The organism is Diplocloster hominis, from assembly GCF_032380655.1.
Classification (GTDB): Bacteria; Bacillota; Clostridia; order Lachnospirales; family Lachnospiraceae; genus Diplocloster; species Diplocloster hominis.
The window spans coordinates 88,828-113,817 of sequence record NZ_JAWDIY010000011.1 but is presented as its reverse complement, the minus strand read 5'-3'; the positions used below and the strand labels follow the sequence as shown (position 1 = coordinate 113,817).

27 protein-coding genes are annotated in these 24,990 nt (G+C 51.3%); 24 read left to right on the top strand and 3 right to left on the bottom strand.

What is annotated here, in order from left to right; all coding sequences use genetic code 11:
* The first annotated feature begins 8 nt into the window (after positions 1-8).
* The 19 genes from fliI (at position 9) to ABC831_RS12215 (ending at position 19,202) form a co-directional block, all read left to right on the top strand.
* Positions 9-1,313 carry a flagellar protein export ATPase FliI gene (fliI, locus tag ABC831_RS12305; protein WP_343248420.1) on the top strand — a complete coding sequence of 435 codons (1,305 nt, stop codon included), beginning with the start codon at positions 9-11 and terminating at the stop codon, positions 1,311-1,313.
* Between the two features lie 12 nt (positions 1,314-1,325).
* The gene (fliJ, locus tag ABC831_RS12300) at positions 1,326-1,778 is read left to right on the top strand and encodes a flagellar export protein FliJ (protein WP_343248419.1); all 453 of its coding nucleotides are present in this window, start codon (positions 1,326-1,328) and stop codon (positions 1,776-1,778) included.
* 30 nt (positions 1,779-1,808) lie between these two features.
* Positions 1,809-3,185: a flagellar hook-length control protein FliK gene (locus tag ABC831_RS12295; protein ID WP_343248418.1), complete on the top strand. Its 1,377-nt coding sequence runs from the start codon at positions 1,809-1,811 to the stop codon at positions 3,183-3,185.
* 79 nt (positions 3,186-3,264) lie between these two features.
* The gene (locus ABC831_RS12290; protein ID WP_343248417.1) at positions 3,265-3,870 is read left to right on the top strand and encodes a flagellar hook capping FlgD N-terminal domain-containing protein; all 606 of its coding nucleotides are present in this window, start codon (positions 3,265-3,267) and stop codon (positions 3,868-3,870) included.
* A gap of 88 nt (positions 3,871-3,958) precedes the next feature.
* On the top strand, positions 3,959-4,363 hold the full coding sequence (locus ABC831_RS12285; RefSeq protein ID WP_343248416.1) for a TIGR02530 family flagellar biosynthesis protein: 405 nt from the start codon (positions 3,959-3,961) through the stop codon (positions 4,361-4,363).
* 75 nt (positions 4,364-4,438) lie between these two features.
* Positions 4,439-6,163 (top strand): flagellar hook protein FlgE, encoded by a 1,725-nt coding sequence (locus ABC831_RS12280; RefSeq protein WP_343248415.1) that lies wholly within the window; start codon positions 4,439-4,441, stop codon positions 6,161-6,163.
* A 64-nt stretch (positions 6,164-6,227) separates the two neighbouring features.
* Positions 6,228-6,449: a flagellar FlbD family protein gene (locus tag ABC831_RS12275; RefSeq protein ID WP_343248414.1), complete on the top strand. Its 222-nt coding sequence runs from the start codon at positions 6,228-6,230 to the stop codon at positions 6,447-6,449.
* Between the two features lie 25 nt (positions 6,450-6,474).
* Positions 6,475-7,332 carry a motility protein A gene (locus ABC831_RS12270; protein WP_343248413.1) on the top strand — a complete coding sequence of 286 codons (858 nt, stop codon included), beginning with the start codon at positions 6,475-6,477 and terminating at the stop codon, positions 7,330-7,332.
* A gap of 15 nt (positions 7,333-7,347) precedes the next feature.
* Positions 7,348-8,352 (top strand): flagellar motor switch protein FliN, encoded by a 1,005-nt coding sequence (fliN, locus tag ABC831_RS12265; RefSeq protein WP_343248412.1) that lies wholly within the window; start codon positions 7,348-7,350, stop codon positions 8,350-8,352.
* Complete coding sequence (gene flhA / locus ABC831_RS12260) at positions 8,349-10,403, top strand: flagellar biosynthesis protein FlhA (protein ID WP_343248411.1); 2,055 nt, start codon at positions 8,349-8,351, stop codon at positions 10,401-10,403. Before fliN ends, flhA begins: the two co-directional genes overlap by 4 nt.
* 15 nt (positions 10,404-10,418) lie before the next feature.
* Positions 10,419-11,198: a sigma-70 family RNA polymerase sigma factor gene (locus ABC831_RS12255; protein WP_343248410.1), complete on the top strand. Its 780-nt coding sequence runs from the start codon at positions 10,419-10,421 to the stop codon at positions 11,196-11,198.
* An 8-nt stretch (positions 11,199-11,206) separates the two neighbouring features.
* Positions 11,207-11,947 carry a flagellar hook-basal body protein gene (locus ABC831_RS12250; protein ID WP_343248409.1) on the top strand — a complete coding sequence of 247 codons (741 nt, stop codon included), beginning with the start codon at positions 11,207-11,209 and terminating at the stop codon, positions 11,945-11,947.
* An 18-nt stretch (positions 11,948-11,965) separates the two neighbouring features.
* The gene (locus ABC831_RS12245; RefSeq protein ID WP_343248408.1) at positions 11,966-12,730 is read left to right on the top strand and encodes a flagellar hook-basal body protein; all 765 of its coding nucleotides are present in this window, start codon (positions 11,966-11,968) and stop codon (positions 12,728-12,730) included.
* Positions 12,731-12,783: 53 nt separating this feature from the next.
* Entirely contained in the window at positions 12,784-14,451 is a 1,668-nt protein-coding gene (locus ABC831_RS12240; protein ID WP_343248407.1) for a flagellar assembly protein A, read from the top strand.
* Between the two features lie 23 nt (positions 14,452-14,474).
* Positions 14,475-15,869: an antitoxin gene (locus tag ABC831_RS12235; RefSeq protein WP_343248406.1), complete on the top strand. Its 1,395-nt coding sequence runs from the start codon at positions 14,475-14,477 to the stop codon at positions 15,867-15,869.
* Positions 15,856-16,230, top strand: a complete 375-nt coding sequence (locus ABC831_RS12230; protein ID WP_343248405.1) for an EscU/YscU/HrcU family type III secretion system export apparatus switch protein — start codon at positions 15,856-15,858, stop codon at positions 16,228-16,230. Before ABC831_RS12235 ends, ABC831_RS12230 begins: the two co-directional genes overlap by 14 nt.
* Before the next feature lie 27 nt (positions 16,231-16,257).
* A complete protein-coding gene (locus ABC831_RS12225) occupies positions 16,258-16,902 on the top strand; it encodes a PilZ domain-containing protein (protein WP_343248404.1) in 645 nt (214 codons plus the stop codon).
* A 17-nt stretch (positions 16,903-16,919) separates the two neighbouring features.
* The gene (locus ABC831_RS12220; protein WP_343248403.1) at positions 16,920-17,732 is read left to right on the top strand and encodes a M15 family metallopeptidase; all 813 of its coding nucleotides are present in this window, start codon (positions 16,920-16,922) and stop codon (positions 17,730-17,732) included.
* 258 nt (positions 17,733-17,990) lie between these two features.
* The gene (locus ABC831_RS12215) at positions 17,991-19,202 is read left to right on the top strand and encodes a flagellin N-terminal helical domain-containing protein (protein WP_343248402.1); all 1,212 of its coding nucleotides are present in this window, start codon (positions 17,991-17,993) and stop codon (positions 19,200-19,202) included.
* Positions 19,203-19,322: 120 nt separating this feature from the next.
* Here ABC831_RS12215 and ABC831_RS12210 read toward each other — a convergent pair whose 3' ends face one another.
* The 3 genes from ABC831_RS12210 to ABC831_RS12200 are packed head-to-tail and all read right to left on the bottom strand — an operon-like array spanning position 19,323 to position 20,744.
* Positions 19,323-19,517 (bottom strand): HAD family hydrolase, encoded by a 195-nt coding sequence (locus tag ABC831_RS12210; protein WP_343248401.1) that lies wholly within the window; start codon positions 19,515-19,517, stop codon positions 19,323-19,325.
* A 7-nt stretch (positions 19,518-19,524) separates the two neighbouring features.
* The gene (locus tag ABC831_RS12205; RefSeq protein WP_343248400.1) at positions 19,525-19,980 is read right to left on the bottom strand and encodes a late competence development ComFB family protein; all 456 of its coding nucleotides are present in this window, start codon (positions 19,978-19,980) and stop codon (positions 19,525-19,527) included.
* Positions 19,980-20,744, bottom strand: a complete 765-nt coding sequence (locus ABC831_RS12200; protein WP_343248399.1) for a ParA family protein — start codon at positions 20,742-20,744, stop codon at positions 19,980-19,982. The genes ABC831_RS12205 and ABC831_RS12200 overlap by 1 nt, the downstream gene beginning before the upstream one ends.
* 305 nt (positions 20,745-21,049) lie before the next feature.
* Between ABC831_RS12200 and ABC831_RS12195 the strand changes: the two genes are divergently transcribed.
* From ABC831_RS12195 to ABC831_RS12175, 5 genes are read left to right on the top strand one after another with little or no spacing between them, the layout of a single operon-like run.
* Positions 21,050-21,352 carry a flagellar biosynthesis anti-sigma factor FlgM gene (locus ABC831_RS12195; RefSeq protein ID WP_343248398.1) on the top strand — a complete coding sequence of 101 codons (303 nt, stop codon included), beginning with the start codon at positions 21,050-21,052 and terminating at the stop codon, positions 21,350-21,352.
* A 51-nt stretch (positions 21,353-21,403) separates the two neighbouring features.
* Positions 21,404-21,853: a flagellar export chaperone FlgN gene (flgN, locus tag ABC831_RS12190; RefSeq protein ID WP_343248397.1), complete on the top strand. Its 450-nt coding sequence runs from the start codon at positions 21,404-21,406 to the stop codon at positions 21,851-21,853.
* A 45-nt stretch (positions 21,854-21,898) separates the two neighbouring features.
* Complete coding sequence (gene flgK, locus ABC831_RS12185) at positions 21,899-23,356, top strand: flagellar hook-associated protein FlgK (protein WP_343248396.1); 1,458 nt, start codon at positions 21,899-21,901, stop codon at positions 23,354-23,356.
* 10 nt (positions 23,357-23,366) lie between these two features.
* Positions 23,367-24,347: a flagellin N-terminal helical domain-containing protein gene (locus ABC831_RS12180; RefSeq protein WP_343248395.1), complete on the top strand. Its 981-nt coding sequence runs from the start codon at positions 23,367-23,369 to the stop codon at positions 24,345-24,347.
* Positions 24,348-24,372: 25 nt separating this feature from the next.
* Positions 24,373-24,963 carry a DUF6470 family protein gene (locus ABC831_RS12175; protein WP_343248394.1) on the top strand — a complete coding sequence of 197 codons (591 nt, stop codon included), beginning with the start codon at positions 24,373-24,375 and terminating at the stop codon, positions 24,961-24,963.
* Positions 24,964-24,990 lie beyond the last annotated feature (27 nt).

Genomic DNA, 24,990 nt, shown 5'->3' with positions numbered 1-24,990 from the left:
AACGCCTTATGGATACGCGAAAGGTACATGAAGTGATAAGAAATTCCAGCCTGTATACTTATATGGGCAAGATTGATAAAATAGTAGGAACGACGGTGGAATCCACCGGACCGGCCTGCAACATCGGGGATGTCTGCACGATCGAGATCCCCAAAAGCGGCCAGAGCATGAAAGCGGAGGTAGTCGGTTTCCGGGAGAACAAGGTGCTTCTGATGCCCTATGAGGAGATCGAGGGGATCGGCTATGGCAGTGCCGTGAGAAATACCGGGGACAAGTTAAAGATACCGGTGTCGGAAGAACTGATCGGACGTACCGTAGATCCGCTGGGTATGCCGATCGACGGGATGGGGCCGGTGGGGAATGTCAAGTATTATCCGATCACGGGGGAACGGTCGAACCCCATGGAACGGCCCAGAATAGACACCGTGATTCCGATGGGGGTAAAAGCCATTGACGGGCTGTTAACCATAGGAAAAGGCCAGAGAATGGGAATCTTCGCCGGCAGCGGAGTGGGAAAGAGCACGCTGATGGGAATGATCGCCAAGAATGTTAAGGCGGATGTCAATGTGATCGCGCTGGTTGGCGAGAGAAGCCGTGAGGTGGTGGAGTTCATCAGCCGGGATCTGGGAGAAGAGGGTTTGAAACGGTCGGTGCTGGTGGTGGCGACCTCCAACCAGTCGGCGATGATGCGGGCAAAATGCACGCTGACAGCTACGACGATCGCGGAGTATTTTAAAGACCAGGGACTGGATGTGCTGCTGATGATGGACTCCCTGACCCGGTTCGCCATGGCTTCCAGAGAGATCGGTTTGAGTATCGGAGAGCCTCCGGTGGCGAGGGGATATACCCCTTCCATCTATTCTGACCTGCCGAAGCTTCTGGAACGATCTGGTAACTTTGAAAAAGGTTCCATAACAGGGATCTATACGGTATTGGTCGAAGGAGATGACACCAATGAGCCTATCTCGGATACGGTCCGGGGGATTATAGACGGACATATCATGCTGTCCAGAAAGGTGGCAGCCAGGAATCACTACCCTGCCATCGACATTCTCTCCAGCATCAGCCGATTGATGAATGATATTGTATTACCGGAGCACAAAGAAGCGGCCAATAAGATCCGCAAATACCTGTCCGTATATGAAAACAATCTGGATCTGGTATCCATCGGGGCCTATAAGAAGGGAACCAATAAAGAACTGGACGATGTGCTGCAAAGAATTGATAAAATCAATGAATTCTTAAGGCAGAAGACCGATGAGCGCTTTACCCTGCAGGAGGCAGTGCTGCGCATGATCGCGCTGGCGGAATAGGAGTAGGTTGCAATGAAGAAATTTTCCTTTTCTCTGGGGAAAGTATTAAGCTTCGAAGAGCAGACACTGGAAAAAGAAAAAAATCTGATGGGCCGGCTGAACGCGCAGCGCATGGAGCTTGAGGAGAAGCTCAAACGCCTCGAGGAACAGATCGGGGATCTGCAGGAAGAGAAGAACAGCCGGATTCAAACAGGGACCACGATATTTCAGCTGAAAATACTGATGGGTTCCATAGAAAACGGGAGAAAGAATCAGATGGATCTGCTTCGTCAGAAGGAGCAGCTGGAACAGCAGATCGAGATACAGCGCCAGAATGTAGTGAAGGCGTCCCAGGAAGTGAAGAAACTGGAGAACCTGAAGGCGAAAAAATTGGAGGAATACCATTATGCCGAAGCGAAAGAGCAGCAGGAGACGATCTCCGAACATGTTGCCGGCGAATTCGTAAGGCATGGTGTTTCTATATAAAGGAAGAGGTACGGGAAAGGTGGTGAGAAGATGAACGTACAGAGTATTAACAGTGAGTGTGTCCAGTCGAATGGAAAGAGCCAGCCGAAGGGGAAGGAAGCATCGGATTTTATGGATGTCCTGAAAAAATCCCTGGAAGCGTCTCAAAACCGAAAGTCAGGTGTAAACGAAGGAACGCATATTCAGAAGGCGAAGGATGCCGGACAGAAAGAAAAAGCGGAAGAAAAAGACTCTTCCCGTGAAGTGTCTGACAGCGGCCACGAAGACAGGAAAGCGTCTGCAGGGAAAACCGGTAATGATACGCAGATGTCCGACGCTGAAAAGGAACCGGAGGATGACAGCGGAAAAACAAAGGGCCCGGAAGCCGATGCCCTGCTCATGCAGGAAGCGGCCATGCTGGTGCAGATACCGCAGGCGGTTCAGGAAGAACCCGGGGAAATACCTCCGGCAGAGGATACGGTGAGTCTGAGCCAAAATCTGACTGATCCGGTTCAGGTACTGGCCTCGGCCATGCAGGCAGCGGAAGGTGTCAAAACAGATGGACGAACCGATTCCGATGTGCAGAGCCAGAAGTTGGCGGATGTGCAGAAGGACGGATGGACGGATTCAGGTAAGATGCCAGATTCCGGGATGCAGAGTCCGGCTGTAAAACCAGGCCAGACAGGCAATGCCGGGAGTCAAACCCGGGAACAGGCCGCCATGCAGAGTCATGACACAGGACAGGCGGTATCCTATCAGGATATGTTAAAGGCCAGAGCAGATCTGATGAAATCCATGGCTTCCGGGAACGGCAGGAACACAGAGGGTGAGACAGCGGCAGAAACACAATTGACTGTGGACGCGGATGACCTTCAGAAAAAGGTAAACGATGGCGCATACCTGCCATCTGCAAGACTCTACGGTATGACAGACCGCTATGAGGCACCGGTGGTCAGCAACAGCGGCATGACTGAGAACACTCCCCTGGCGGAACAGCTCAGAGGCGGGATCGAACAGGGAATGGCTAAGGGGCTGAACCAATTCACAATTCGTCTGAAACCCGAAGGCTTGGGGGAAATCGTAATACATATGGTATCCGCCGGCGGAAAGATCGCCATGAGTATCGGCGTATCCAACACGGAGACACAGCGGATGCTGAACAGTGAGATGCTGAATCTGAGGGAAGCGCTGCAGCCGCTGAACGCGGAGGTGGAAGAGATCTACCAAAACAGCCAGGGCGGGCTGGATTTTATGAATTATCAGCAGGACCTGAATGGGCAGCAGTGGAGAACGGACCAGCAGGGTGCAGGCCGCTTCCAGCACAGGGTATTAGCAGGGGAAGAGACAGAGGAAGTATCAGGAGAGGTGCAGCAGATGCGTCTGTACACGCAGCAGCAGGCAATGAGCCGGTTATATGCGTACATATAGGCGGAGCAAACGAAGGAAGTACCCTTCGGGTATACCTATATGTCTTTTAAAACAGACAATTAAGGAAAGGTAGAAGTTCATGGCAGTTAATACGGATTATAGCGATTATAGCAATTATGCCAGGGCTGCGGCAGCCGCTTCCGCGGAAAAGACCCAGGGAAGCACTATCGATGCAGTGTTCGGCGATCCGAAAGACCAGCAGGTGTCTATGGATGATTTCCTTCAGCTGATGGTAGCGCAGCTGAAGAATCAGGATTTCATGAATCCGGTGGATGACACACAGTATCTCACCCAGCTGGCTCAGTTCACAACTATGCAGCAGATGGAAGAGATGGCGTACAACGCGAAGAGCTCCTTTATCACCTCGCTGGTTGGAAAAAATGTGGTGGCCGCCAAGATTACCGTCAGCGGACAGCTGGACCGGACAGAAGGGATTGTGAACAGAATCTCCCTGGTCGATGAGCAGTTTTTGATCTATATCGGTGATAAGGCCTTTACTTTGGATCAGATTATGGAGATCGGTACAGCTTCATCAAGCGGAAGTAACCCAGATGATAAAACTGAGGGCAGCGATAAGACTGAGAACAGTGATAAAACTGAGGGCAGCGACAAGACTGAGAACAGTGACAAGGTTGAGAACGATAACCAGACAGATAACAGTACACAGTCAGACAACGGTGCGTAATGTGAATCAAACGAGACTTCTAACGGAGGAAGAATCCGGATGAAGAGCAGTGTGCCAAAAGCAATACTGAACGAAAGGAGAGAAGCGGATGGATCCTATCCTGATGCAGAAACGCTTACAAGCCCCGATCAGTACCGGGAATCCGGCGGTTTCATGGCAGCCGGGGAAGCCCGCAGGCGAGTCAGCGGAGCAGGAAAAGTCGTTCCAGAATCTACTGGAGGAACAGATTCTCAAAGAGTCCCAGGTATCATTTTCCAGACACGCGCTGGAACGGGTGGCCCAAAGGAATGTGGATGTCTCAACGGAAAGGCTGGAGAGGCTGAACGAAGGTATCCGGCTGGCGGAGGAAAAAGGGTTAAAGGAACCCCTGATTCTGATGGATTCCACAGCATTTGTAGTCAGTGTCAAAAATAACAGGGTAATTACGGTGGTTCAGGATGAGAACCTGAAGGGAAACGTATTTACCAATATCGACGGAACCGTAATGATATAGCCGGTCCTTTTTGGAGGTTATCCCTGTCCCGAATGACGGACGGACGGGGCGGTTCAAAAAAAGGAGAACAAGAAAATGATAAGATCACTTTTTTCGGCAGTATCCGGAATGAAAGCGCACCAGACGAAACTGGACGTGATCGGAAATAATATTGCCAACGTAAATACCTATGGTTTTAAGTCCAGCCGGGCCAGATTCCAGGATGTATTCTATCAGACACTGGAGAGCGCCACAGGCGGCACGGCCACCAAAGGCGGTACCAACGCAAGCCAGGTGGGGTATGGTGCCCAGCTGGGAGGAATCGACCTGAACACCGGCCGCTCGGCTCTGCAGAGCACGGACCGGCCCATGGATGTAGCTATTACCGGCGACGGATTTTTCCAGGTGCAGGATTCGGACGGAAATATATTCTATACGAGAGCCGGTATCTTAAGTATCGACCCGAACAGCGGGAACCTGATTGACGCCAACGGAAACGCAGTGCTGGGTGTCACCGGAGATCCTCTGGGCAAGGCTGCCGGATCGGATAAGATCCATCTGTCCATGTCCGGAACGCAGGCTACCAGGGCACAGGCCACACAGCTCATTAACGGCATCAATTTTACGATCACCGCGGAAAATACGACCAAGGACGGGAATACGTCCATCAATTTCAAGCTGGATCCCACCCTTCCCGACGGGTCGGATATCAAGGTAAAAGCAGGAGATATGACCAGCGGTTCGATCACGGTCAGTGTAAACCCCACGGCTGTATTTTCCAGTCTGGAAGATTTTAATAAGAAAATGAACACGGCGATCACCGAGGGGCGTTCCGGTGTTCCGCATCCGGCCGGTAACTTTACGATACAGGCGGTCCCTGGGGATAAGCTGTTCCCGGCGGGCGGCCTGACCGGAAAGGAAGTCCTGGAGAGCACCTTCGGAGCAGTAGCAGGGACGAATAAGTTAGACAGTTCCGTGGCCGCATCGGGAATTTTCGGGGGGATTTTCCCGGAATCCATGAGCACCAGTCCGAAGTTTACAGCGGAGGGAACGGTGACTTATTCCGCATCCTACCGGGCGGCAGATCCGGATAAGGGAACCCTGGCGGCCTGGGTATTGAAGGCGGAAGTGGCCGTGAAGCAGCCTGACGGTTCCAGCATAACCAGAACCTTCCAGGGGGAGGTGAATTCCAGCAGTACCGTGTCGAAAACCGTACTGTTAAAGGAAGTCGGCACCCCCGGAGGAGAAGAGGAAGGACAGTATATAGAGCTGAAACACCAGGGATTTGAAGGAATCAGCAGCGCCTATCGGGAAGAGAGCGGAACCAGCGGTGAGATCACCGACGGGGCGGCGTTTACCAGCCACCCGGTCAGCACGATTACGGCGGCGTCGGATTCCAGGGATCTGGGCCTTGGCAGTAAGATTTTTGTACTGGAGGGCGGCACGGAGAGCGGCAATGTAGCGGTGTCCAACGACGCGATCTCCATTCTGGCCAACGGTATTGTACAGGTAAACCACCCGACGCTGGGTAATCTGCAGCTGGGACGGATCGACCTGGTAACCTTCGAGAACCCCAACGGTCTGGAAGAGGTGGGGAATTCCTATTTCCGCGAAACCGCCAACTCCGGGGCGGCACAGGCCTGCGAGGCCGGAACCAATGGAACCGGCGGGCTTAAGACCTCGGCTCTGGAAATGTCCAACGTAGACCTCTCCTCAGAGTTCTCGGACATGATCGTCACACAGAGAGGGTTCCAGGCCAACTCCAGAATCATTACCGTTTCAGACTCCATTCTGGAAGAGCTGGTTAACCTGAAACGTTAAGGACAAAAGGAGACAAGGCCGGACATAAGTCCGGGCTGTTACATAGGACAGGGGGACGGTATCCGTGATTATCCTAACGAAATTAAACGGTGAAAAATTTGTGCTCAACAGCGAACTGATTGAAACCATTACCGAGAATCCGGATACCACCATCCTGCTTACGAACGGAAAGCATCTGCTGGTACGGGAGCGGATGGAAGATGTGATAGAGAAAACGGCGGAATTTCGCAGAAAGACCTTCACGGATCTGCTGGATGGGATACGGCGTCAGGATTCAGAAGAATGATTAAGGAAAAGGAAGTAGTTTTGCTATGGACATAATGTCAATTTTGGGATTGCTTATGGCGGTCATCCTGGTACTGTTTGGTATCATGTTTGACACGAATACTATGAGAGTGGTTCTGGGGAACATGAATGCATTTATCAGCTATCCAAGTCTTGCGATCACAGTGGGAGGCACGATCGGCGTTATGATGCTGTCGTTCCCGGCCAGCTCGTTTAAAAAGATCGGGAAGCATCTGAAGATTGTTTTCCGCCCGAAGAAATTTGACCCGGGAGAATCCATCCGGCAGATCGTGGAACTGGCTACGGAAGCCCGTATGAAGGGACTTTTGTCTTTGGAAGACAAATTAATGGATATCGATGATCCTTTTCTGTATAACAGTCTGATGCTGGTGGTGGATTCCGTGGATCTGGAAAAGGTGCGGGGAGTTATGGAGACAGAGCTGGAGCAGTTTGACGAACGCCACGCGCTGGACCGTTCTTTCTATGAGAAAGCAGCCAGCTACGCGCCGGCCTTTGGTATGATCGGTACGCTGGTGGGACTTGTGCTGATGCTGGGGAATATGAATGACGTCAATTCCCTGGCTGCCGGAATGGCGACTGCGCTGATCACCACCTTTTATGGTTCTTTGATGGCAAACATTATCTGCCTGCCCATCGCAAGCAAGCTGAAAGTGCGGCACGACGAGGAATTCCTCTGCAAGCAGCTCATTATGGAAGGTGTGCTGGCGATACAGGAGGGGGAGAATCCCAAATTCATAGAAGAGAAGCTCTATAAGCTGCTCCCGGCGGGACAGAAGCTTAAGCTGGATGAAAGCCGGCAGATGCCGGAGGAAGAAGAACCTGTAAAAGGACGCAAAGCGAAAAAACAGAAAAAAGAAAAGTAAAAGGAGTTTGGCAAGATGGGAAACGAGCAGAACAGCCAGCTGATGGCAAAAGGACAGATGCTCCGGGAAATTATAGACGTATATGCCAGCGCGGCAGGAGAGGCGATTACCTCCATTCTGAAGACGAAAATTGAATTTTCCGTTCAGGAAATCGGGGAAATGCCTGTTTTGGATGTGGAATACTCCATACTGGAGCCGGCTATATTCGTGAAACACTGTCTGACCTCCAACGTGGCTGGGACGATTGTTCTGATTCTCCGTCAGAGAGATATGCAGCTGTTCCTGAATGAGTTGATGGGAATCGATGATCTACCGGACCCGGATTTTGTCTTTGATGAAGTGGCTGTTAACGCGGCTAATGAGATTATGAATCAGATGACAGCAGGGGCGGGAAAGGCCATGGCAGATTACCTGGAGGATAGCCTGGAGATGTCCGCCTGCCAGTTAACCCTATCCGACGAGACCGGCGAGAGCCTGGCCAATATCATGGGGGAAGGCGTCCAGACGAAGGTGATGACGGTCCGCTATAAGATGCTCATCAACGATATGATCGAGAGTGAATGTATCCAGTGTATCTCTGATACGGCCATGGACAGCCTGGAACAGGAATTAAAAGCCAGAACGGAAAAAGAGGCGGCCCAGGAAATGGCCAAAGGCGCTCCGAAAGTTATGAATATGCAGGAGGGAAGCTCTCAGGAGGATGCCCGGGTAAAAATGACAGGCCACTCTGTGGCTGCGTCCCAGCCGGTATACGGAGGAAACCTGGATCTGATCATGGATGTTCCGCTGAACGTCTCAGTTCTTGTCGGCTCCGCGAAGCGCAGGCTTAGGGATGTGCTGAACTTAAACAACGGCTCAGTTGTGGAGCTGGATAAACAGGCGGATGCGCCGGTGGACATCATTGTCAACGGTCAGCTGATCGCCAGAGGCGAGGTTGTGGTGATCGATGACAACTTCGGAGTGAAGATTACGGAGATCGTGAATACCAAGAACATTATTGGAAATGGTGGATTAATTTGAAACGCTTTAACATCCTGGTGACAATCGGCGTAATCGGTATTATTTTTCTGATTATCGTACCGCTGCCTACCTTTCTACTCGATTTTTTATTTATCCTGAATATTACGCTGTCCTTTCTGATCCTGTGTATGACGCTCTATATCAGGGAAGCACTGGAGTTTTCCGTATTCCCATCGATACTGCTGATTACGACACTGTTCCGTCTGGGCTTAAATATTTCATCCACCCGTAAGATTCTCTTTGACAACGGATATGCGGGACAGGTGGTTAAGACCTTCGGTGAGTTTGTCATCCGGGGAAACGCGGTGATCGGGTTTATCATCTTCCTGATTATCGTCCTGGTTCAGTTTATCGTCATCACGAAAGGATCTGAGCGGGTGGCGGAGGTGGCTGCCAGATTCACCCTGGACGCCATGCCGGGCAAACAGATGGCCATCGACGCGGATCTGAACTCGGGATTGATCGACGAGGATCAGGCCAGAATACGAAGATCCAAGATACAGCGGGAGGCCGATTTCTTTGGTTCCATGGATGGCGCGACCAAGTTCGTCAAGGGCGATGCCATTATTTCCATTATTATCACACTGATTAACTTCCTGGGCGGAATTATTATCGGTTTCATGAACAACCAGGGCGGTTTCTCTGAAATAATGCAGATCTACACCACAGCCACCATAGGGGACGGGCTGGTATCCCAGCTTCCGGCCCTGCTGATCTCGGTGGCGACCGGTATGATCGTGACCCGCTCGGCTTCCCAGGGGAGTCTGAGCGAGGATGTCAGCCGGCAGTTCCTGGCCCAGCCCAAGGTTCTGATGATCGCGGGCGGCGCGGTGGCCTGCCTGTGCCTGATCCCGGGATTCCCGGTGCCTCAGATTCTGGTGGCTTCCTGCGCGCTGATCGGCGGCGGATATTTCCTGCTGCGCAAGCAGAAGACGGCGGCGGTGGAGGAAGCGGCGGCTCCTGGTATGGTGGAAACCGAGGTGACCAGTGAAGCGTCCTTTTATAAGAATATAGAAAATGTCTATGGACTGTTAAATGTGGAACAAATCGAGATGGAATTCGGATACAGCCTGATACCGCTGGCGGATGAGAGCAGCGGAGGCAGCTTTATCGACCGTGTCGTTATGTTCCGAAAACAGATGGTACTGGAGATGGGATTCGTCATCCCTTCGGTCCGGATCAAAGACAGCGGACAGCTGAACCCGAACCAGTACAGCATCCTGTTAAAAGGAGAAGAAGTGGCCCGGGGAGATATCCTGATGGATCACTATCTGGCGCTGCCGCCTGTGGGGGATACCGCGGATATCCCGGGTATCGACACCATCGATCCGGCCTTTCATATTCCCGCTAAATGGATCAGCGAGGATAAGAAAATCCAGGCAGAGATCGCCGGGTACACACTGATCGATCCCACATCCGTAGTGATTACCCATCTGTCCGAGGTGATCAAAGCCCATCTGCACGAACTGCTGAACCGGCAGGAGGTCAATAACCTGCTGGAAAATCTGAAAAAAGTAAACGCAAGTATCGTGGAGGATACCATTCCATCCGTAATCAGCATCGGGACGCTGCAGAAAGTACTGGCGAACCTGCTGCGGGAAGGGATTCCCATCCGGGATATGGAGACCATCGTGGAGACACTGTCCGATTATGGGCAGCAGGTAAAGGATACGGATATGCTGACCGAGTATGTGAGACAGGCCCTGAAACGGACGATCTCCCACCGGTTCTCAGAGGCCGGGCAGATGAAAGTGTTAAGCCTGGATGAAAAGATCGAAAATATGATCATGTCCTCGGTAAAAAAAGTAGATACCGGTTCCTATCTGGCACTGGAACCCTCCACAATCCAGAAAATTATCGGCGCGGCTACCGGGGAGATCGATAAGATCAGTGATCTGGTTCCGGTTCCGGTCATTTTGACTTCTCCGATTGTGCGGATCTATTTTAAAAAGCTGCTGGACCAGTTTTATCCGAATGTGACGGTGGTATCCTTCAACGAGATAGATAACAATATACAGATTCAGGCGTTGGGCAACATCGCGCTGAATTAGAGGTGAGTGATCAATATGATATTAGAAGAGGCGGAGGAAATCGCTGATCCCGAACAGGAGCTGCGCAGATATCTGGTTACAAAAGATGCAAAATTGCGGAATCGTCTGACCCTCCATTATCTGTATATTGCCCGCTCTCTGGCCTATCAGCTGCGGGGGATCGCGCCGGGCTTTGCCCAGGAGGAGGATCTGATCAACCAGGGGGTTCTGGCTTTGATGGACTGTCTGGACCGTTATGATGACACAAAGGGCGCCAGGTTCGAGACTTATGCGTTCCTGAGGGTGAGAGGGGCGATGATCGACTATATCCGAAGCCAGGACTGGGTCCCCCACCGGACCAGAAGCCTGCAGAAAAAGGTGGACGAAGCGTATCACACGCTGGCCAGCCGGAAGATGCGGGAGCCGGATACGGAAGAACTGGCCGCTTATCTGGGAATATCAAAGGAGCAGGTGGAAACCCATATGGCTTCCATCAGCAGGGCGTCGGTGCTGTCTTTTGAGGCTGTCCTTCAGGACTGCTCCGGTGTGATGGCGAAAGAGGAACTGGAGGCCGGGGATGACTCCATCAAACCCCAGGAAAGCCTGCTGCAAAAAGAGATGACACAGATGCTTTACAGGGCCATTGAGAGCCTGCCGGAGAAAGAGCGGCTGGTCGTGACACTTTATTATTATGAAGAATTAAAATATTCGGAGATCAGTGAAGTGATCGGCGTCGGCGAATCCCGGGTATGCCAGCTGCACGCGCGGGCGCTTAATAAGATGAAACAATCGTTGGAAGAATATATGAGAGGATAGGTGAGAAGATGTTTTCCGGATTCTATACGGCAGCATCGGGAGTTCTGATGAATCAGCGGGCGCTGAATCTGTCCGCAAACAATGTAGCGAATATGAAAACACCCGGTTACCACAGTAAGCGTCTCCTGCGCACGACCTTTGAGGAGGAACTGGTCCGTCAGGAGAATGGCCAGGCGACGCCAATCGGGGGCGGTACCCCCATATCCATCGTGGCGGCCGAGGCCAGCAGTTACAAGCAGGGGATGATCGAGGAAACAGGGAAAACTTATGACCTGGCCATCAACGGCAGCGGTTTCTTCGTGGTACAGGGGGAGAACAGGGAATATCTGACCAGAAGCGGGAATTTTACCCGGGATGAGGAAGGATATCTGATCCTGCCGGGGATCGGAAGGGTACAAGGAGACAACGGCCAGATCCAGGTGGGGGATGCGGGATTTACGATCGGGCTGGACGGCAGAGTCTATGATGCCGATGGGCAGGAGCGGAATCAGATCCGCCTGGTAGCCCCGGAGAATTATGATAATCTGGTATTTTATGACAATGGTACCTATGGAGTGGCAGACGGGGCGCAGCTAAACCGGGTTTATCCGGATATCTACCAGGGAAATCTGGAACGATCCGATGTGGATCTGAACGCGGAAATGACCAGAGCCATGGAAAGCCAGAGAGCGTTCCAGTCCTGCGGGAAGGCGCTGACGATCATTGACCAGATGAACCAGAAGACAAGTTCCGAGATCGGAAAACTATAATGGAAGGAAGGCTTTTCTATGAATATCGCATACTATACCGCGGTATCCGGCCTGCAGGCGTTTCAGGCACAGCTGGATGCCACGGCGAATAACATGGCAAATGCCAATACCATCGGCTATAAACCGCTGAAGGCATCTTTTGACGACCTTCTGTATACACAGATGGACGTAAAGACACAGGGGGAGCATAGCGTCGGACATGGCGTGCGCGGCGCGGGCATGGAGACGGTTTTCGCACAGGGACTGTTCGAGAGGACAGACCGGGAACTGGACTTCGCGGTGTCCGGGACCGGATATTTTGCCATTGATAACGGGGGAGGCCGTCCCGTATATACAAGAGATGGTGCATTCCAGGTTTCCTCCACTCCGGAGGGGAATTTCCTCACAACCAGAAATGGTGATTATGTGCTGGATTCCAATGGAAACCGGATCGCGCTGGCCTACCAGACGGTGGAGGATGAAAACGGAAACCCGATCCAGGGTACCGGCCTGGATCTGAGCGGATTATCCGCCAGAATCGGGCTGTATACCTGTGAATATCCCAGCGGACTTATCCCTCTTGGGAAGAATCTCTATGGGACCAGCCCCAACTCCGGGCAGTGGACACCGGTTGCCATGCAGACAGAAGGCAATAAGATCTTAAGCGGAGCCCTGGAACTGTCCCGGACGGATGTGACCGATGAGATGGTGAATCTGATTCAGGCCCAGCGTGCGTTCCAGTTAAACAGCCGGATCGTGACGACCGCCGATCAGATGGAAGAGTTCGTGAATAATTTGCGATAAGAATACTAAGTCAAAAGGATTTGCCATAAATTGATTAGAAAGGGGGGAACTCCATGGGTGAAAAAAGTTTTATCTACAGCCTGTTTTCCAAATATCTGGACGAAAACGGTGATACACAAGCCGATGGCATGGAAACCAACGGAAATGAAGCCCAAGGATCGCGAAAGTCCCCTCCGGCAGAAGGGCCGGAGGATGTCCGGGATTTGATCGAGACCGTAGAGGACTGGAACGAAAAAGAACGCCGGAAAAAAGAACGCGCTTTGGCGGTTCTGAACGGTGAAGATCTCCCCGATGAGACAGAAGAGAAGGAACAGGGGGAGGAAGCCCCCCCTGTATCGGAGGAAGAAATAACGGCGGATGCTTCGGTGGAGCTTAGCATCTCGCCGGACAAAATGACTGCGTCCGTCATTCTGACCGGCCCGAAAGGGGAGGGCAGGGATATTACGCAGAGGGACCTGGAGGATGTGCTGGAGGACAACGGCATTGTGTTCGGTATCGATGAGGAAAAGCTCCAGGAAATCGTGGACACCAAAGCCTACCGGCAGATGTTTCTCATCGCCCGGGGCCAGCCTCCCGTGAACGGCCAGAACGGCAGGATCAAAGACTACTATCCCCGGCAGCATCAGCTCAAGTATGCCACCCGGGAAAACGGAAATATCGATTTTAAAAGCCTGAACCTGATACATAACGTAAAGAAAGGGGAGGTGATCTGTGAGATCACGCGCCCTACCGAACCGGAGGATGGCATGGATGTGTTCGGGGAACCGGTGAAGGGAAAGATGGGCGTAATGCCCCCGGTCCCTCAGGGGAAAAATGTGGTTTACTCCCCGGAAAAGGATAAGCTTGTGTCTGCCTGTGAAGGAAATTTAAGCTTTCGTTCCGGCCGGTTCCAGGTGGAAAATGTGTTTCAGGTAAACGGTAACGTGGATAACTCTGTCGGCAATGTGGATTTTTCCGGCAGTGTCCTGATCTATGGCGATGTGCTGGAAGGTTTCCAGGTGAAAGCCAAGGGAGATATTACGGTAATGGGAATCGTGGAGGGCGCGTTTCTGAAGGCGGGAGGGAATATTCTGCTTCATAAGGGAATGCGGGGCATGCGAAGCGGTATCCTGGAGGCAGAAGGAAGCGTCACAGCAAAATTCCTGGAGGACTGCAAAATCTATGCCCGCGGCGATATCCAGGCAGAGTACATCATTAATTCTGAGGTGTCCTGTGAGAATAATCTGACCCTGCTGGGACGCCGGGGCGCATTTATCGGCGGGAAATGTAATGTATTTAATCTGATGAAGGTAAAAACCGTGGGGGCGGAGAGCCATATCCCGACTCAGGTCACACTGGGCGTTACTCCCCAGCAGATCGCCCAGGTGGAAGAGATCGCAGGGGAACTGAAAACGATCACGCAGACACTGGAAGAATGCCAGAAAAATATCGCCTATCTGAGCGCCCGGCAAAAATCAGGGACTGCCACTCCCAAACAGCTCGAGCGGCTGAATGAACTGAAACTCAAGCTGCCGGTCAATTCTCTGAAACAGAAGCAGTTAAAAAACACTGCCGCACAGATTACCCAGAAAATCCGTGAAGTGGGCAAGACGAGACTGACCGCGGGGGAAGTCTATCCCGGCACCGTCATCTGTATCGGGGATTCCAAACTTACCATCAGCCGGAAAGAAGACCACTGCAGCTTCTATTATCTGGACGGAGAGATTAAGAAAGGCCTGTAGGCGGATCAAAGGAGCAAATAGCGATGGCAGACATATTAAAAGTGACCTCCCCCATGATCAGCAAAAATGTGATTCAGCCCAACAAGGCGGCCCAGGACCCTTCCATTCCGTTTGATCTGCAGGAAATCAGCCATATTGTAAAGAATCCCAACAGCAGCGAGCTGTTAGGACAGCACAATATTTTCCAGAAGGAAGCCGGAGCGGCTACTTTGATGAATCTGATCAAGGACCCGGATGTAACGGTGAACTATCTGAAAAATATTTATCTTCTGGAAGAGATTATAAACCTTCTGCCTGTAAACAACAAAACTGTCACACAGGAAATCCGGCAGCTGTTCCAGTCCCTGTTGATCGGGCCGGATGCCATCGTGGATGAGCTGAAGAAACAGGAGTATTCTTCCACACTGTTTCAGGGGCCGCTGTTTGAATTCCTCAGGAATCTGTATGAGGAGAAACCAGGGATCAAAGGCGAGATCGCGGAGCTGTTAAAGGCGGTGAACGCAGAAGTCTCCAGACAGGATGTGCTGGACTCCGTGGGCAACAGTCTGGAATATCTGGCAGAGCAGCTGGCGCCAAGCCAGAACCTGTCCGGGAAGTTAACGGAACTGGCGGCGGCGTTTCGCAGGCAGGACGCGCCGGAGGATTTTCAGAATCTGAAAACCCAGGTGCTGGCCATCGTCAAAGAGCTGGAGAACAGCATTCTATACACGCCGCAGGTGGCGCGTGTGATACCGAATATTATCTATAATCTGTCCAGGTTCCAGGATAACCCTTCCTATCTGCAGGAGGCACTGCTGAACGTGCTGGTCCATGTGAGCGGCAGGGAAAACAAGGATCTGTTAAAGACGCTGGTGCGGGAATATCTGACGGATGAGTACCGCGGCACGCAGCAGAGAAGGTCGAAAGTGATGGACATACTGGCTGACATCATCAGCAAACAGGACAAGGAGACCCAGATGAGCAGCTTAAACGGTGAGAAGATCGAAAAGATTATCACAAGCCTTCTGTCCTCGCCCTGCAACTATACGCCGCTGCTGCATTTTGTGATTCCGGTGGACTATGAGGGGATGAAATCCTTCGCGGAGCTCTGGATCGATCCGGATGACCGGGATGAGCCGAAGGAGCGGGAGGACGAAGGGCATCATATTCATATGCTGATTACGTTTGACATCCAGGGGATCGGACAGATGGAAGCAGAATTCATGGTGATAGACGGCAGAATACGGTTCAATCTGTACTGCCCGGAGCGCTATACGCAGGTATTTGAAAGCCTGGCCCCGGAATTTAGAAATATTGCCCGGGAAAAGGGTTACCATATGACGGAGGTGCGCGTGGAGAAGCTTAACAAGGTCCGTTCTCTGATGGATGTATTTAAAACGCTGCCATACAAAAGGACAGGTGTCGATGTCAAAATATAAAAAGCGGAAAGCTGTAGCCTTAAAATACAATATAGAGGAAGACGTATCGCCGGTGGTCATCGCCTCCGGATACGGCACTGTAGCGGAAAATATCATCAATATTGCGGAAAAGAAGGGGATACCCGTATTCAAGGATGACAGCGCCGCGTCCATGCTATGTATGCTGGAGGTGGGCAGCAATATTCCGACGGAACTGTACGAGGTCGTGGCGGCCATCTACTGCAAACTGATGGAGACATCCAGGAAGCTCCAGGAGGGGGCAGGACCGGTGAATAAACCGGATAACCAGCCGCCTGGAAAGAAAATACGGGCAGGTCTGGTATCCGCCAGAGGGCGCAGGGAAGAGGACGGGCAGCGATAGAGCAAAATGATGTGAGGAGGTGGCAGCATGGTAGAGTTACCCGATAGTTATGTGGGATCTTCCTGTGTGGTTAAAACGAAAAATAATGATCTGCTGACCATGGGAACCCTGCACCGAGTGAAGGAAAAATACATAGATATCAACAGTTCCCGGAACGAACTGCCGGAGATCCCTTATAATCTCCTGGTAAAGGTAGAGATTTATAACACCAGAATCGGTTTTCGGGTGCTGATCGGCCGTGTGTACATATCCACGAAGCAGATGGCGCGCATCACAGATCTGAATGAGGCTACCAACGATGAACGGCGGGAATACTTCCGTATCAGTACCAGAGATGAGGGAATCATTTACAATCTGGTCCGTAAAGAGGAGGAAGAGGAAGCGCAGAATGAGGATGCCAATGACATCCGGGTGCAGCTGGTGGATATAAGCCTGGGAGGCCTGATGTTTAAAATAAAGCGGGAGCTGACCCCGGATGACAGTTTCAGCATTATGATTCCGGCGTTAGGTGATTCCATGCTGTATGCCTGTGAGATCCGGCGCAGGGTGGAACGGGCGGACGGTTATCTGGGATATGGCTGCGAATTCATGGATATGACGAATCTGCAGGAAGATCTGCTGTATAAATATATCCTGAAGCGTCAGAATGACCAGCTTCGGCGGATCCGTTAGGCGGGAGATGAGAAGCGATGGCTAAGCGAACAGCCCGGGAACAGATGGTGATCCGGAACCGCCGGATGCTGATCTATACATTTTTGCTGATACTAATTTTCCTGTATGCGGCGGCAAAACAAGAGATGAGAAGCGGGGAGATGCCTTCGGAGGCAGCTGACACCGATGAGTTTTTAAGGGACGGCACAGAGGCTGCCGAAGATCCTGGTGCAGCCGGAACGGAAGCTGGATTCGTGCTGGATCAGGAGGATATGTGGTGCCTGGTCCTTACGAACGCCCGGTATCCCGTGCCTTTAGATTATCAGGAGGATGTTAAGCTAAAGGAGATCCCTGAGAGCTCTTTGCAGGTGGATGAGAGGATCTGGGATCCCCTGGTGGAGATGCTTGATGAGATGAAAGACCAGGGGCTAAAGCCTGTGATCTGCTCCGGATACCGGACGCTTGACAAGCAGGAGCTCTTATTCAGCCGCAGACAAAAGGAATATCTGGAGAAGGGGGATTCCATGGAGGAAGCCAGGGAACAGACGGAACGTGAGCTGGCGGTACCCGGTTCAGGGGAACACTGCCTGGGACTGGCAGTGGATATCAGCAGTGAGAGCCATCCGCAGTTGGAGGAAGCGTTTGGAGATACACCTGAGGGCTTGTGGCTTCGGGAACACTCCTGGGAATATGGATTTATATTGCGGTATGACCGGGGAAAGGAAGAGATTACGGGAATCAACTACGAGCCCTGGCATTTCCGCTATGTGGGGGAGAAGGCTGCGGAATACCTGAACCGGACAGGCATGTGCCTGGAGGAATTTTATATCGAGGAAAGCTTATATGGATAGTGGATGTTGTGTGATGAGATGTAATTGGAAAAGCGGTTCGCCAAGTAAAACTGGCGGTATAGGTAAAAGCGACAAAAACGGGCAGTAAATTTGTGCAAATTGACGATGAAATTTAGAAGAAAGCGTTCGATATTTATATCAGAGCGGAAGAGATGGATGTCTCGGAAGTTTCAATGCCAAACAAGGGCCCGTTTGGCATACATACTAATAAGCGGGACAGGGAAGTCCCAATATAAAATATTACATGGAGGTAATAGTATGAGAATTCAACACAACATTATGGCTTTAAACTCCAACAGACAGTTGGGAATCAACAACAGCGCGGTTTCCAAATCCCTTGAAAAATTATCATCCGGTTACAAAATCAACCGTGCCGGTGATGACGCCGCAGGCCTTGCAATCTCCGAAAAAATGAGAGCGCAGATCAAAGGCTTAACCGCAGCTACAGATAATGCACAGGATGCGATCTCTTTAGTACAGACCGCAGAAGGCGGATTGCAGGAAGTTCATTCCATGTTAAACCGTATGCAGGAACTGGCTACAAAATCTGCAAACGGCACATACAAGGATGATGTTGACCGTAAAGCTCTGCAGGATGAGATCTCCGCATTAAAAGACGAGATCGACCGTATTGCGGATACCACGAATTTCAATAAAATCAACTTGCTGGATGGTACTTTGGACAATGGAAAAACAACATCTTTGACCTTCAGCGCAAAAGATTTTACCGCTACTATGGGAACCGCATTCGCAGGTACAGTATCCTTAGAGGGTAAGAATGCCAATGCAGCAGGAACGATTGGCGTAACGATTGCCGCCGACGGAAGCACCGTGGCTATCGATTTAGGTACAGCAGCGGCCCATACGTACGCAACCGAAGATATCGAAAAAGCCGTCAGAAGCGCAGCACAAAGCCTGTTGGATGGTGGATCAGTTTCCGCCGCCAATAAAGACAAAGTGGAAGCTCTGCTGTCCTTCCGTTTAAGTGCGGATACTGCGAGCATTGATTTGGGCGCAGGTGCAGTGACCAAGGTAACATCCGGAGCCGCAGGTGCCAGTGCAAAAGGAACCGGCGATTTACTTTTACAGATCGGTGATACATCGGAAGCTTCGAATGTATTGCAGCTGAATATCGCGGATATGCATGTGGCTGCATTAGGACTTGACGGAATCAACATCGGTACATTAAAGGGTGCGCAGGATGCCATCGGCAAAATCACAGCTTCGATCAACCAGGTATCCACTACCCGCGGTAAACTGGGCGCGATCCAGAACCGTCTGGAGCACACCATCAACAACCTGGGTGTAACCACCGAGAACATCACCGCGGCAGAATCCCGTATCCGTGACGTAGATATGGCGAAGGAAATGATGGAGTTCACCAAGAACAGCGTTCTGATGCAGTCTGCTCAGGCTATGCTGGCTCAGGCGAATCAGCAGCCGCAGTCCATCTTACAGTTATTACAGTAAGTTTTTACACAAGGAAGAAAAAAGCCGCCGCAGCAGGGATACGATATCTCTGCTGCGGCGGCTTTTCCATTTCATAAGAAAGTGCTCCTATGAAATAAAAAACATGTTGTGTTATAGGATTTATATCAGATGCAAATCCCGAAGCGCATAATAAATCCCGTCATGATTATGATCTGCGGCGATGTTTGCGGCATTCTTTTTTAAATCTTCCGGAGCATTGGCCATTAGAAAACCGTACCCGACGGTATTGAGCATCTCAACATCATTGTAGTTATCCCCGAAAGCTACGGCATCCTTTACTTTTGCATCCCGCAAGGTACGCTCAATGCCGGGGCTCTTTCTTAACCAGCAGAATCGCCTGCACCAGCGCCGCCGTTACTTCAGAAGAATACCTCTCATCGGCCTTTTGGCGTGTTTCCTGATCATCCTCACCGATCACCACATATTTTGGCGCCAGCCGGTTCAGAGCGATCGCTGCGATATCTTTTTTACACTTATTACATTTACAGCAATTAAACCGCTGAATCGTGCTGTCCAGCTTCCCGATCACCAGATCTTCCATCAGATTGACCAAAATCATCTCACGGGATTCATGAAAGGCCACCCCCGAGGCAGAATTCCGCCTGACAGACGAAGAGAGAACGGAAGCAGTCGGATAGCCGGACATAGGCCGGACCGGGACCTCCGGAAGCTCCTGGTTCTCCGAACGTCTGGCAGCAGAGGGCATTATTTTCCGATACATGATTTCTTTATCAATATCCGTTCTGCTTTTGGACATTAGGATAACCCCCTTTCGATCAGTTCATTTACCAGCCGGCCATAATCCAGTACGGCGTTACTGTAAGGGGCATACTCCAGAATCGATTGCTGCAGGGACTGCGCTTCCCGCAGGGAGATACTTTCCCGGACGGAAGTCTTGAGTACCGGCATATCCAGATCCGCGGCCACCATGTCCAATGTGCCTTTGATTTCTTTGCTGAACCTGGTACGGGGATTGTGTTTGGTCAGAAATGTACCCAGCATCTGAATATCGGGATTACAATAATTTCTGACCCTGTCGATGGTTTCCTTAAGCTGGGTTATCCCCTGAAGACTGAAGATATCAGAGAGCAGAGGGACCAGCACATAGTCCGCGGCTGTAAAAGCGTTGACTGTCAGTATGCCCAGAGCCGGCGGAGAATCGATAAAAATATAGTCATAAAGAGGCAGCAGGGAAGACAACGCATTGCGCAGCAGATATTCACGGGAGGCCCCGGTAAATTCCAGCTCAATACTGCTGAGCAGGATATTGGAAGGGATAATGTCCACGAGAGCGGTTCTCTGAATCGCAAACCGTGTCTTTAATTCCCCCTTCAGCACATCATAAATCGTGGCCGAACCGTCTGTGTCAGCCCCCATGCTAAAACTCAAGTTACCCTGCGGGTCCATATCCACGGCCAGAACCCGGTATCCCCGCGCTTTAAATATAACGGCCAGTGCGTTTGCCGTTGTTGTCTTGCCCACACCGCCTTTTTGATTGGATAATACGATCACTTTTGCCATACGATTGGGAATCCTCCGATTCTTCACGGAATTGAATTTACAAAATTCGACCTATCTGTCGTCCATTATAACAAGGAATTGGGGAATATACAATCCGGGAAAACAGATCCCGTTGAAGATTCTTTACCCTGGGGTATATCGGCTTATTATAAAGAGAACATCTGCCAAAGTCAAAGGAAGATGCCGCTTACGCGGCCCGCCAAAAAATGTGAAAAAAAGATACGGATATAACGAAAAACAGCTAAAGTTTTGACTGAACTGTCCGATAATATAACTAGAAGAAAATGTGAAAAGGGGTGTTATGGATGGATATGAAGATTACCAGGAATTGTTCTATTTACCAGAAGACCGTAAACAGCGGCAAAGGTGCCGATAAAAATATTCCTTCGCCGGTTTTGGCAGAGGGAAAACTGCGCAGTGACGAGATCTGCATCAGCAGCGATGGAGTAAAAAAACAGGAGTCAGCCAGGATGGCGGCAGGAATCGCTTCCTCCGTGCGGGAAGGCGCTTCCCCGGAACGGATTGCACAGTTGAAACAGCAGGTGGCGGCGGGAACCTATCAGGTACCGGCTGAGCTGGTGGCCAGACGGCTGGCGAACGGGCTATAGGAATGTGTGTGGTAACGGCGGTGAAGATCCCGTTGGAAAGAGAGGCTTATATTGGAACAATTGATAGAATTTTTAAGAGAGTATGTTGCTTTTTTTGAAGAGATGGAGCACAGACAGGAAGAAAAACTGGAAAAACTGCTGTCCCGGGAGCTTTCGCAGATCGAGGAAACGATCATGATGCAGCAGGCGATGGACAAACGGCTGGAAAATATGGAACGCCGCAGGAGCAGCCTGTTTGAACAGCTTGGGTATGGAGGCAGTACGTTCCAGGAGCTGATCGCGTCCCAGAGCGGGGCGGAGGCCAAAGAGCTGATCGGGCTGAATGAGCGTCTGGAACACGCGGTCGGGAATATACGGTTCTATAATGAAAAAGCATCTGGGCTGGCCCGGGCGGAGCTGGAGAAGATGGGAGCGGATACGGGATCGGCGGTGACGAAGAACGGCGGTATCTATAAGCCGGAAGCTGCCTACCGCCGGTCCATGCTGGAGAGAAAGATCTAAAAAGACCGATGAGGAAGATCATCGGGGGAGAGGAAGCGTGAGAGTTTGAGACCGACATTTATGGGGCTGGAGACAGCCAAACGGGGAATCATGGTGAATCAGAAAGCCATGGATATCGTGGGAAATAATATCAGTAATCTGAAAACAAAAGGATATACAAGACAGAGGCTGGATACGGTGACGGTCCAGGTACACGGCAGAGGAAAGACACTGCCGCTGGCCGGCCAGGGTGTGGAGGCCGTGGGAGTCGCCCAGGTGCGTAACTCCTATCTGGACGCCAAATTCCGCCAGGAATACGGGGATGTGGGATATTATGATCAGAAGGCGGCGATCCTGCAGGAGCTGGAGGCGGCCATCAGCGATCCGGAGGTGGAGAATACGGGAATCGGGAACGCTCTGAAGGTACTGTCCAATGCGCTGGCGGATTTCAGCAATAATCCGGACCAGGAGACCCACGCGAATATCGTGATGAATGCCATGAAGGGCGTCACCCAGATACTGAATGAGTACAGTGGAAAGCTGACATCGATGGTGGAGGAGCAGAAAAACAATTTACGGCTGTCTGTGGAGGAGATTAACACAAGCTTCGATCAGCTGACCATTCTCAATCAGACCATCGCCGACGAGGTAGGCTCCGGCACGGACTATGACGGGGTAAATTATCTGCCCAACGATCTGATCGATAAACGGAATCTGATACTGGACGATCTGGCCCGTTACGGGTCAGTGGAAGTGACACCGGCCAATGATGGCAGCGTACAGGTAAAATTCAACGGCAAAGTGGTAGTGGATAATCAGGGAGGCCGGTTCAGCAATGATCAGATGATGCTGGACCGGGACGGAATCACCTTAAAATGGAACAGCACCAATGAAATGATCGGTGGAAACAACGGTGCTCTGAAGGGATTCCAGGAGGTGCTCACCGGGAAAAACGCCGTAAACCGGGGAATCCCTTACTATCAGGAAAAGCTGGATGATGTGGCGGTCACGCTGGCCGATGTGTTCAATCATATCGTACATGAGGACGATCCCGCGAATCCCGGCCCTTACAAACAACTGCTGGAAGGGGCTGCGGACGGATCGTTCACAGCAGGCAGTATTACCATAAGCGACAGATGGACCAGCGACAGTTCCTATGTGATCCGCAAGAATAATCCAGCCGGGAGCAAAGATAATACGGATATCCTGGCGATGAAAAAAGCGCTGGAGAATGATTATGGATTCGGCGGGGAATATAAGGGCAGCTTCGGTGAATTTGTGAGTTACATAACCACCTCCCTGGGAGATGATATCAAGGCGAATCAGGCGAGGCTGGAAGCTGCGGTATCGGTGGCGGAGCGTGTGGACACGGACCGGATGGCTACGTCCGGCGTATCTTTGAATGAAGAGGGAATCAATATGATGACCTATAACAAAGCGTACCAGGCGCTGGGACGTCTGATGACGGTGATGGATGAGCAGCTGGATACCATAATTAATAAAATGGGGCTGGTAGGCCGTTAAGGAGGAGCTTATGCGAATAACAGAAGGAATCATGACCAACAACTATACGCGGAATCTGCAGACGAACATTAAGAACCTCTCGGATTCCAATCTGAAGCTGACGTCCCAGCGGAAATTTAACCATGTATCCGAGGACACGGCTGCTGCGGCGAAAGCCTTTTCTCTCCGCCGCCAGATCGATCAGAGTGAGGAACACATCCGGACAGTAGAGGACGCCATGGGCGAGCTGAATACGGCAGGCGAGACCATCATAACGGTCAGTTCGATCTTAAAGACGGTGTATGAGACAGCCACCCGGGGCGGGGGAGCGATGGATCAGGATGCTATGGACGCTGTGGCCAAGTCCCTGGACGGCCTGAAATCAGAGATTTTACAGACGATGAACGGAAAATATGGGGACAAATACCTGTTTTCCGGTTCCGCCAATGACGGGCAGCCGTTCACGGTAGACGCGGACGGTACGCTTCTTTTTAATGGAAAGCCGGTGGATGATTATGACCCGGCAGATCCCGATACCTATTTTCCGGAAAATAAAGAGGTCTATCTGGATATCGGGTTCGGAATTGACGGGCAGGCAGGGATTAACGCCAAGACGGGGATCAAGATCTCCACATCCGGCGTGGATGTACTGGGATATGGAACCGAAGACGGCCAGCCGAACAATATCTACAGCCTGATCGGGAAAATGGCGGATGAGTTTAAGGCTGGAGACAAAGAAGGCGCACTCAAAACGCTGGATCATCTAAAGAAAAAGGAGAGTAATATCTCCATGGCCATCTCCGAGGTGGGAACCAGACAGAATATGGTGGAGAGGACCAAGGACCGGCTGGACAGCGGGCTGGTTCACTTAAAGGAGAGCCAGAAGAATATAGAGGCGGTAAGCCTGGAGGAAGAATCCATCAACAACAAATCTTATATGGCGGCATGGATGGTTACGCTGCAGCTGGGGTCCAATATCATTCCGCCTTCGGTATTTGATTTTATGAGATAATTCAGGAAGAAAATGAGGTGTTAGAATGAACGTCTTAAAAATTACGACGACGCCGATCAAATTATCCATGACTTCACAGCGAGCCAGACTGGAATCACAGATTCCCGACCCGGAAGTGGGCATTATTCAGAATCCCGGTAAACTCAATATGAGATCCGAGAATATTAAGGTAAATATCGATACCTTTGAGGCCCGTGACAGTAGGGGAATGAGGAGCGCCAGAACCTTGATGCGGGATGCGGCCCAGGCGGGGAAACAGGCGGCATCGGATGCGGCTGCTGTATACGCCCAGACCGGCAATCAGATGATGCAGATTCAAAAAGGGGTCACGATTCCCGATATTATAAAGAACCAGATGTTAGCCCAGAGCAAATTCAATACGGAACTCAAATTCCTGCCGGCCAAGGGGCCGGATATTTCCTGGGAGCCGAATCAGCTGGATATTGACTACACACCGGCTAGCGTGGAGTTCGATCCGCAGGTCATGCCCCAGTCCGCGGTCTATGTCCCCGGTGAGCTGGCCATCAATGTGGAGCAGTATCCAAAAGTGGAGATCGAATATGTGGGGGAACCGCTGTATGTTCCGCCAAGCGCGAACCCGTCTTATGAGGAATAGGCAACGGGGCGGCTCACCGGACGTTGC

Bases quoted from the DNA above. Each gene is read 5' to 3' on its own strand.
- fliJ (WP_343248419.1), top strand. From the start codon at position 1,326: ATGAAGAAATTTTCCTTTTCTCTGGGGAAAGTATTAAGCTTCGAAGAG.
- ABC831_RS12205 (WP_343248400.1), bottom strand. From the start codon at position 19,980: ATGTCCAAAAGCAGAACGGATATTGATAAAGAAATCATGTATCGGAAA.
- ABC831_RS12230 (WP_343248405.1), top strand. From the start codon at position 15,856: ATGTCAAAATATAAAAAGCGGAAAGCTGTAGCCTTAAAATACAATATA.
- ABC831_RS12200 (WP_343248399.1), bottom strand. From the start codon at position 20,744: ATGGCAAAAGTGATCGTATTATCCAATCAAAAAGGCGGTGTGGGCAAG.
- ABC831_RS12175 (WP_343248394.1), top strand. From the start codon at position 24,373: ATGAACGTCTTAAAAATTACGACGACGCCGATCAAATTATCCATGACT.
- fliI (WP_343248420.1), top strand. From the start codon at position 9: ATGGATACGCGAAAGGTACATGAAGTGATAAGAAATTCCAGCCTGTAT.
- ABC831_RS12215 (WP_343248402.1), top strand. From the start codon at position 17,991: ATGAGAATTCAACACAACATTATGGCTTTAAACTCCAACAGACAGTTG.
- ABC831_RS12225 (WP_343248404.1), top strand. From the start codon at position 16,258: ATGGTAGAGTTACCCGATAGTTATGTGGGATCTTCCTGTGTGGTTAAA.
- ABC831_RS12295 (WP_343248418.1), top strand. From the start codon at position 1,809: ATGAACGTACAGAGTATTAACAGTGAGTGTGTCCAGTCGAATGGAAAG.
- ABC831_RS12285 (WP_343248416.1), top strand. From the start codon at position 3,959: ATGGATCCTATCCTGATGCAGAAACGCTTACAAGCCCCGATCAGTACC.
- ABC831_RS12220 (WP_343248403.1), top strand. From the start codon at position 16,920: ATGGCTAAGCGAACAGCCCGGGAACAGATGGTGATCCGGAACCGCCGG.
- ABC831_RS12245 (WP_343248408.1), top strand. From the start codon at position 11,966: ATGAATATCGCATACTATACCGCGGTATCCGGCCTGCAGGCGTTTCAG.
- fliN (WP_343248412.1), top strand. From the start codon at position 7,348: ATGGGAAACGAGCAGAACAGCCAGCTGATGGCAAAAGGACAGATGCTC.
- ABC831_RS12250 (WP_343248409.1), top strand. From the start codon at position 11,207: ATGTTTTCCGGATTCTATACGGCAGCATCGGGAGTTCTGATGAATCAG.
- ABC831_RS12280 (WP_343248415.1), top strand. From the start codon at position 4,439: ATGATAAGATCACTTTTTTCGGCAGTATCCGGAATGAAAGCGCACCAG.
- ABC831_RS12180 (WP_343248395.1), top strand. From the start codon at position 23,367: ATGCGAATAACAGAAGGAATCATGACCAACAACTATACGCGGAATCTG.
- ABC831_RS12195 (WP_343248398.1), top strand. From the start codon at position 21,050: ATGGATATGAAGATTACCAGGAATTGTTCTATTTACCAGAAGACCGTA.
- ABC831_RS12270 (WP_343248413.1), top strand. From the start codon at position 6,475: ATGGACATAATGTCAATTTTGGGATTGCTTATGGCGGTCATCCTGGTA.
- ABC831_RS12255 (WP_343248410.1), top strand. From the start codon at position 10,419: ATGATATTAGAAGAGGCGGAGGAAATCGCTGATCCCGAACAGGAGCTG.
- ABC831_RS12235 (WP_343248406.1), top strand. From the start codon at position 14,475: ATGGCAGACATATTAAAAGTGACCTCCCCCATGATCAGCAAAAATGTG.
- ABC831_RS12290 (WP_343248417.1), top strand. From the start codon at position 3,265: ATGGCAGTTAATACGGATTATAGCGATTATAGCAATTATGCCAGGGCT.
- ABC831_RS12240 (WP_343248407.1), top strand. From the start codon at position 12,784: ATGGGTGAAAAAAGTTTTATCTACAGCCTGTTTTCCAAATATCTGGAC.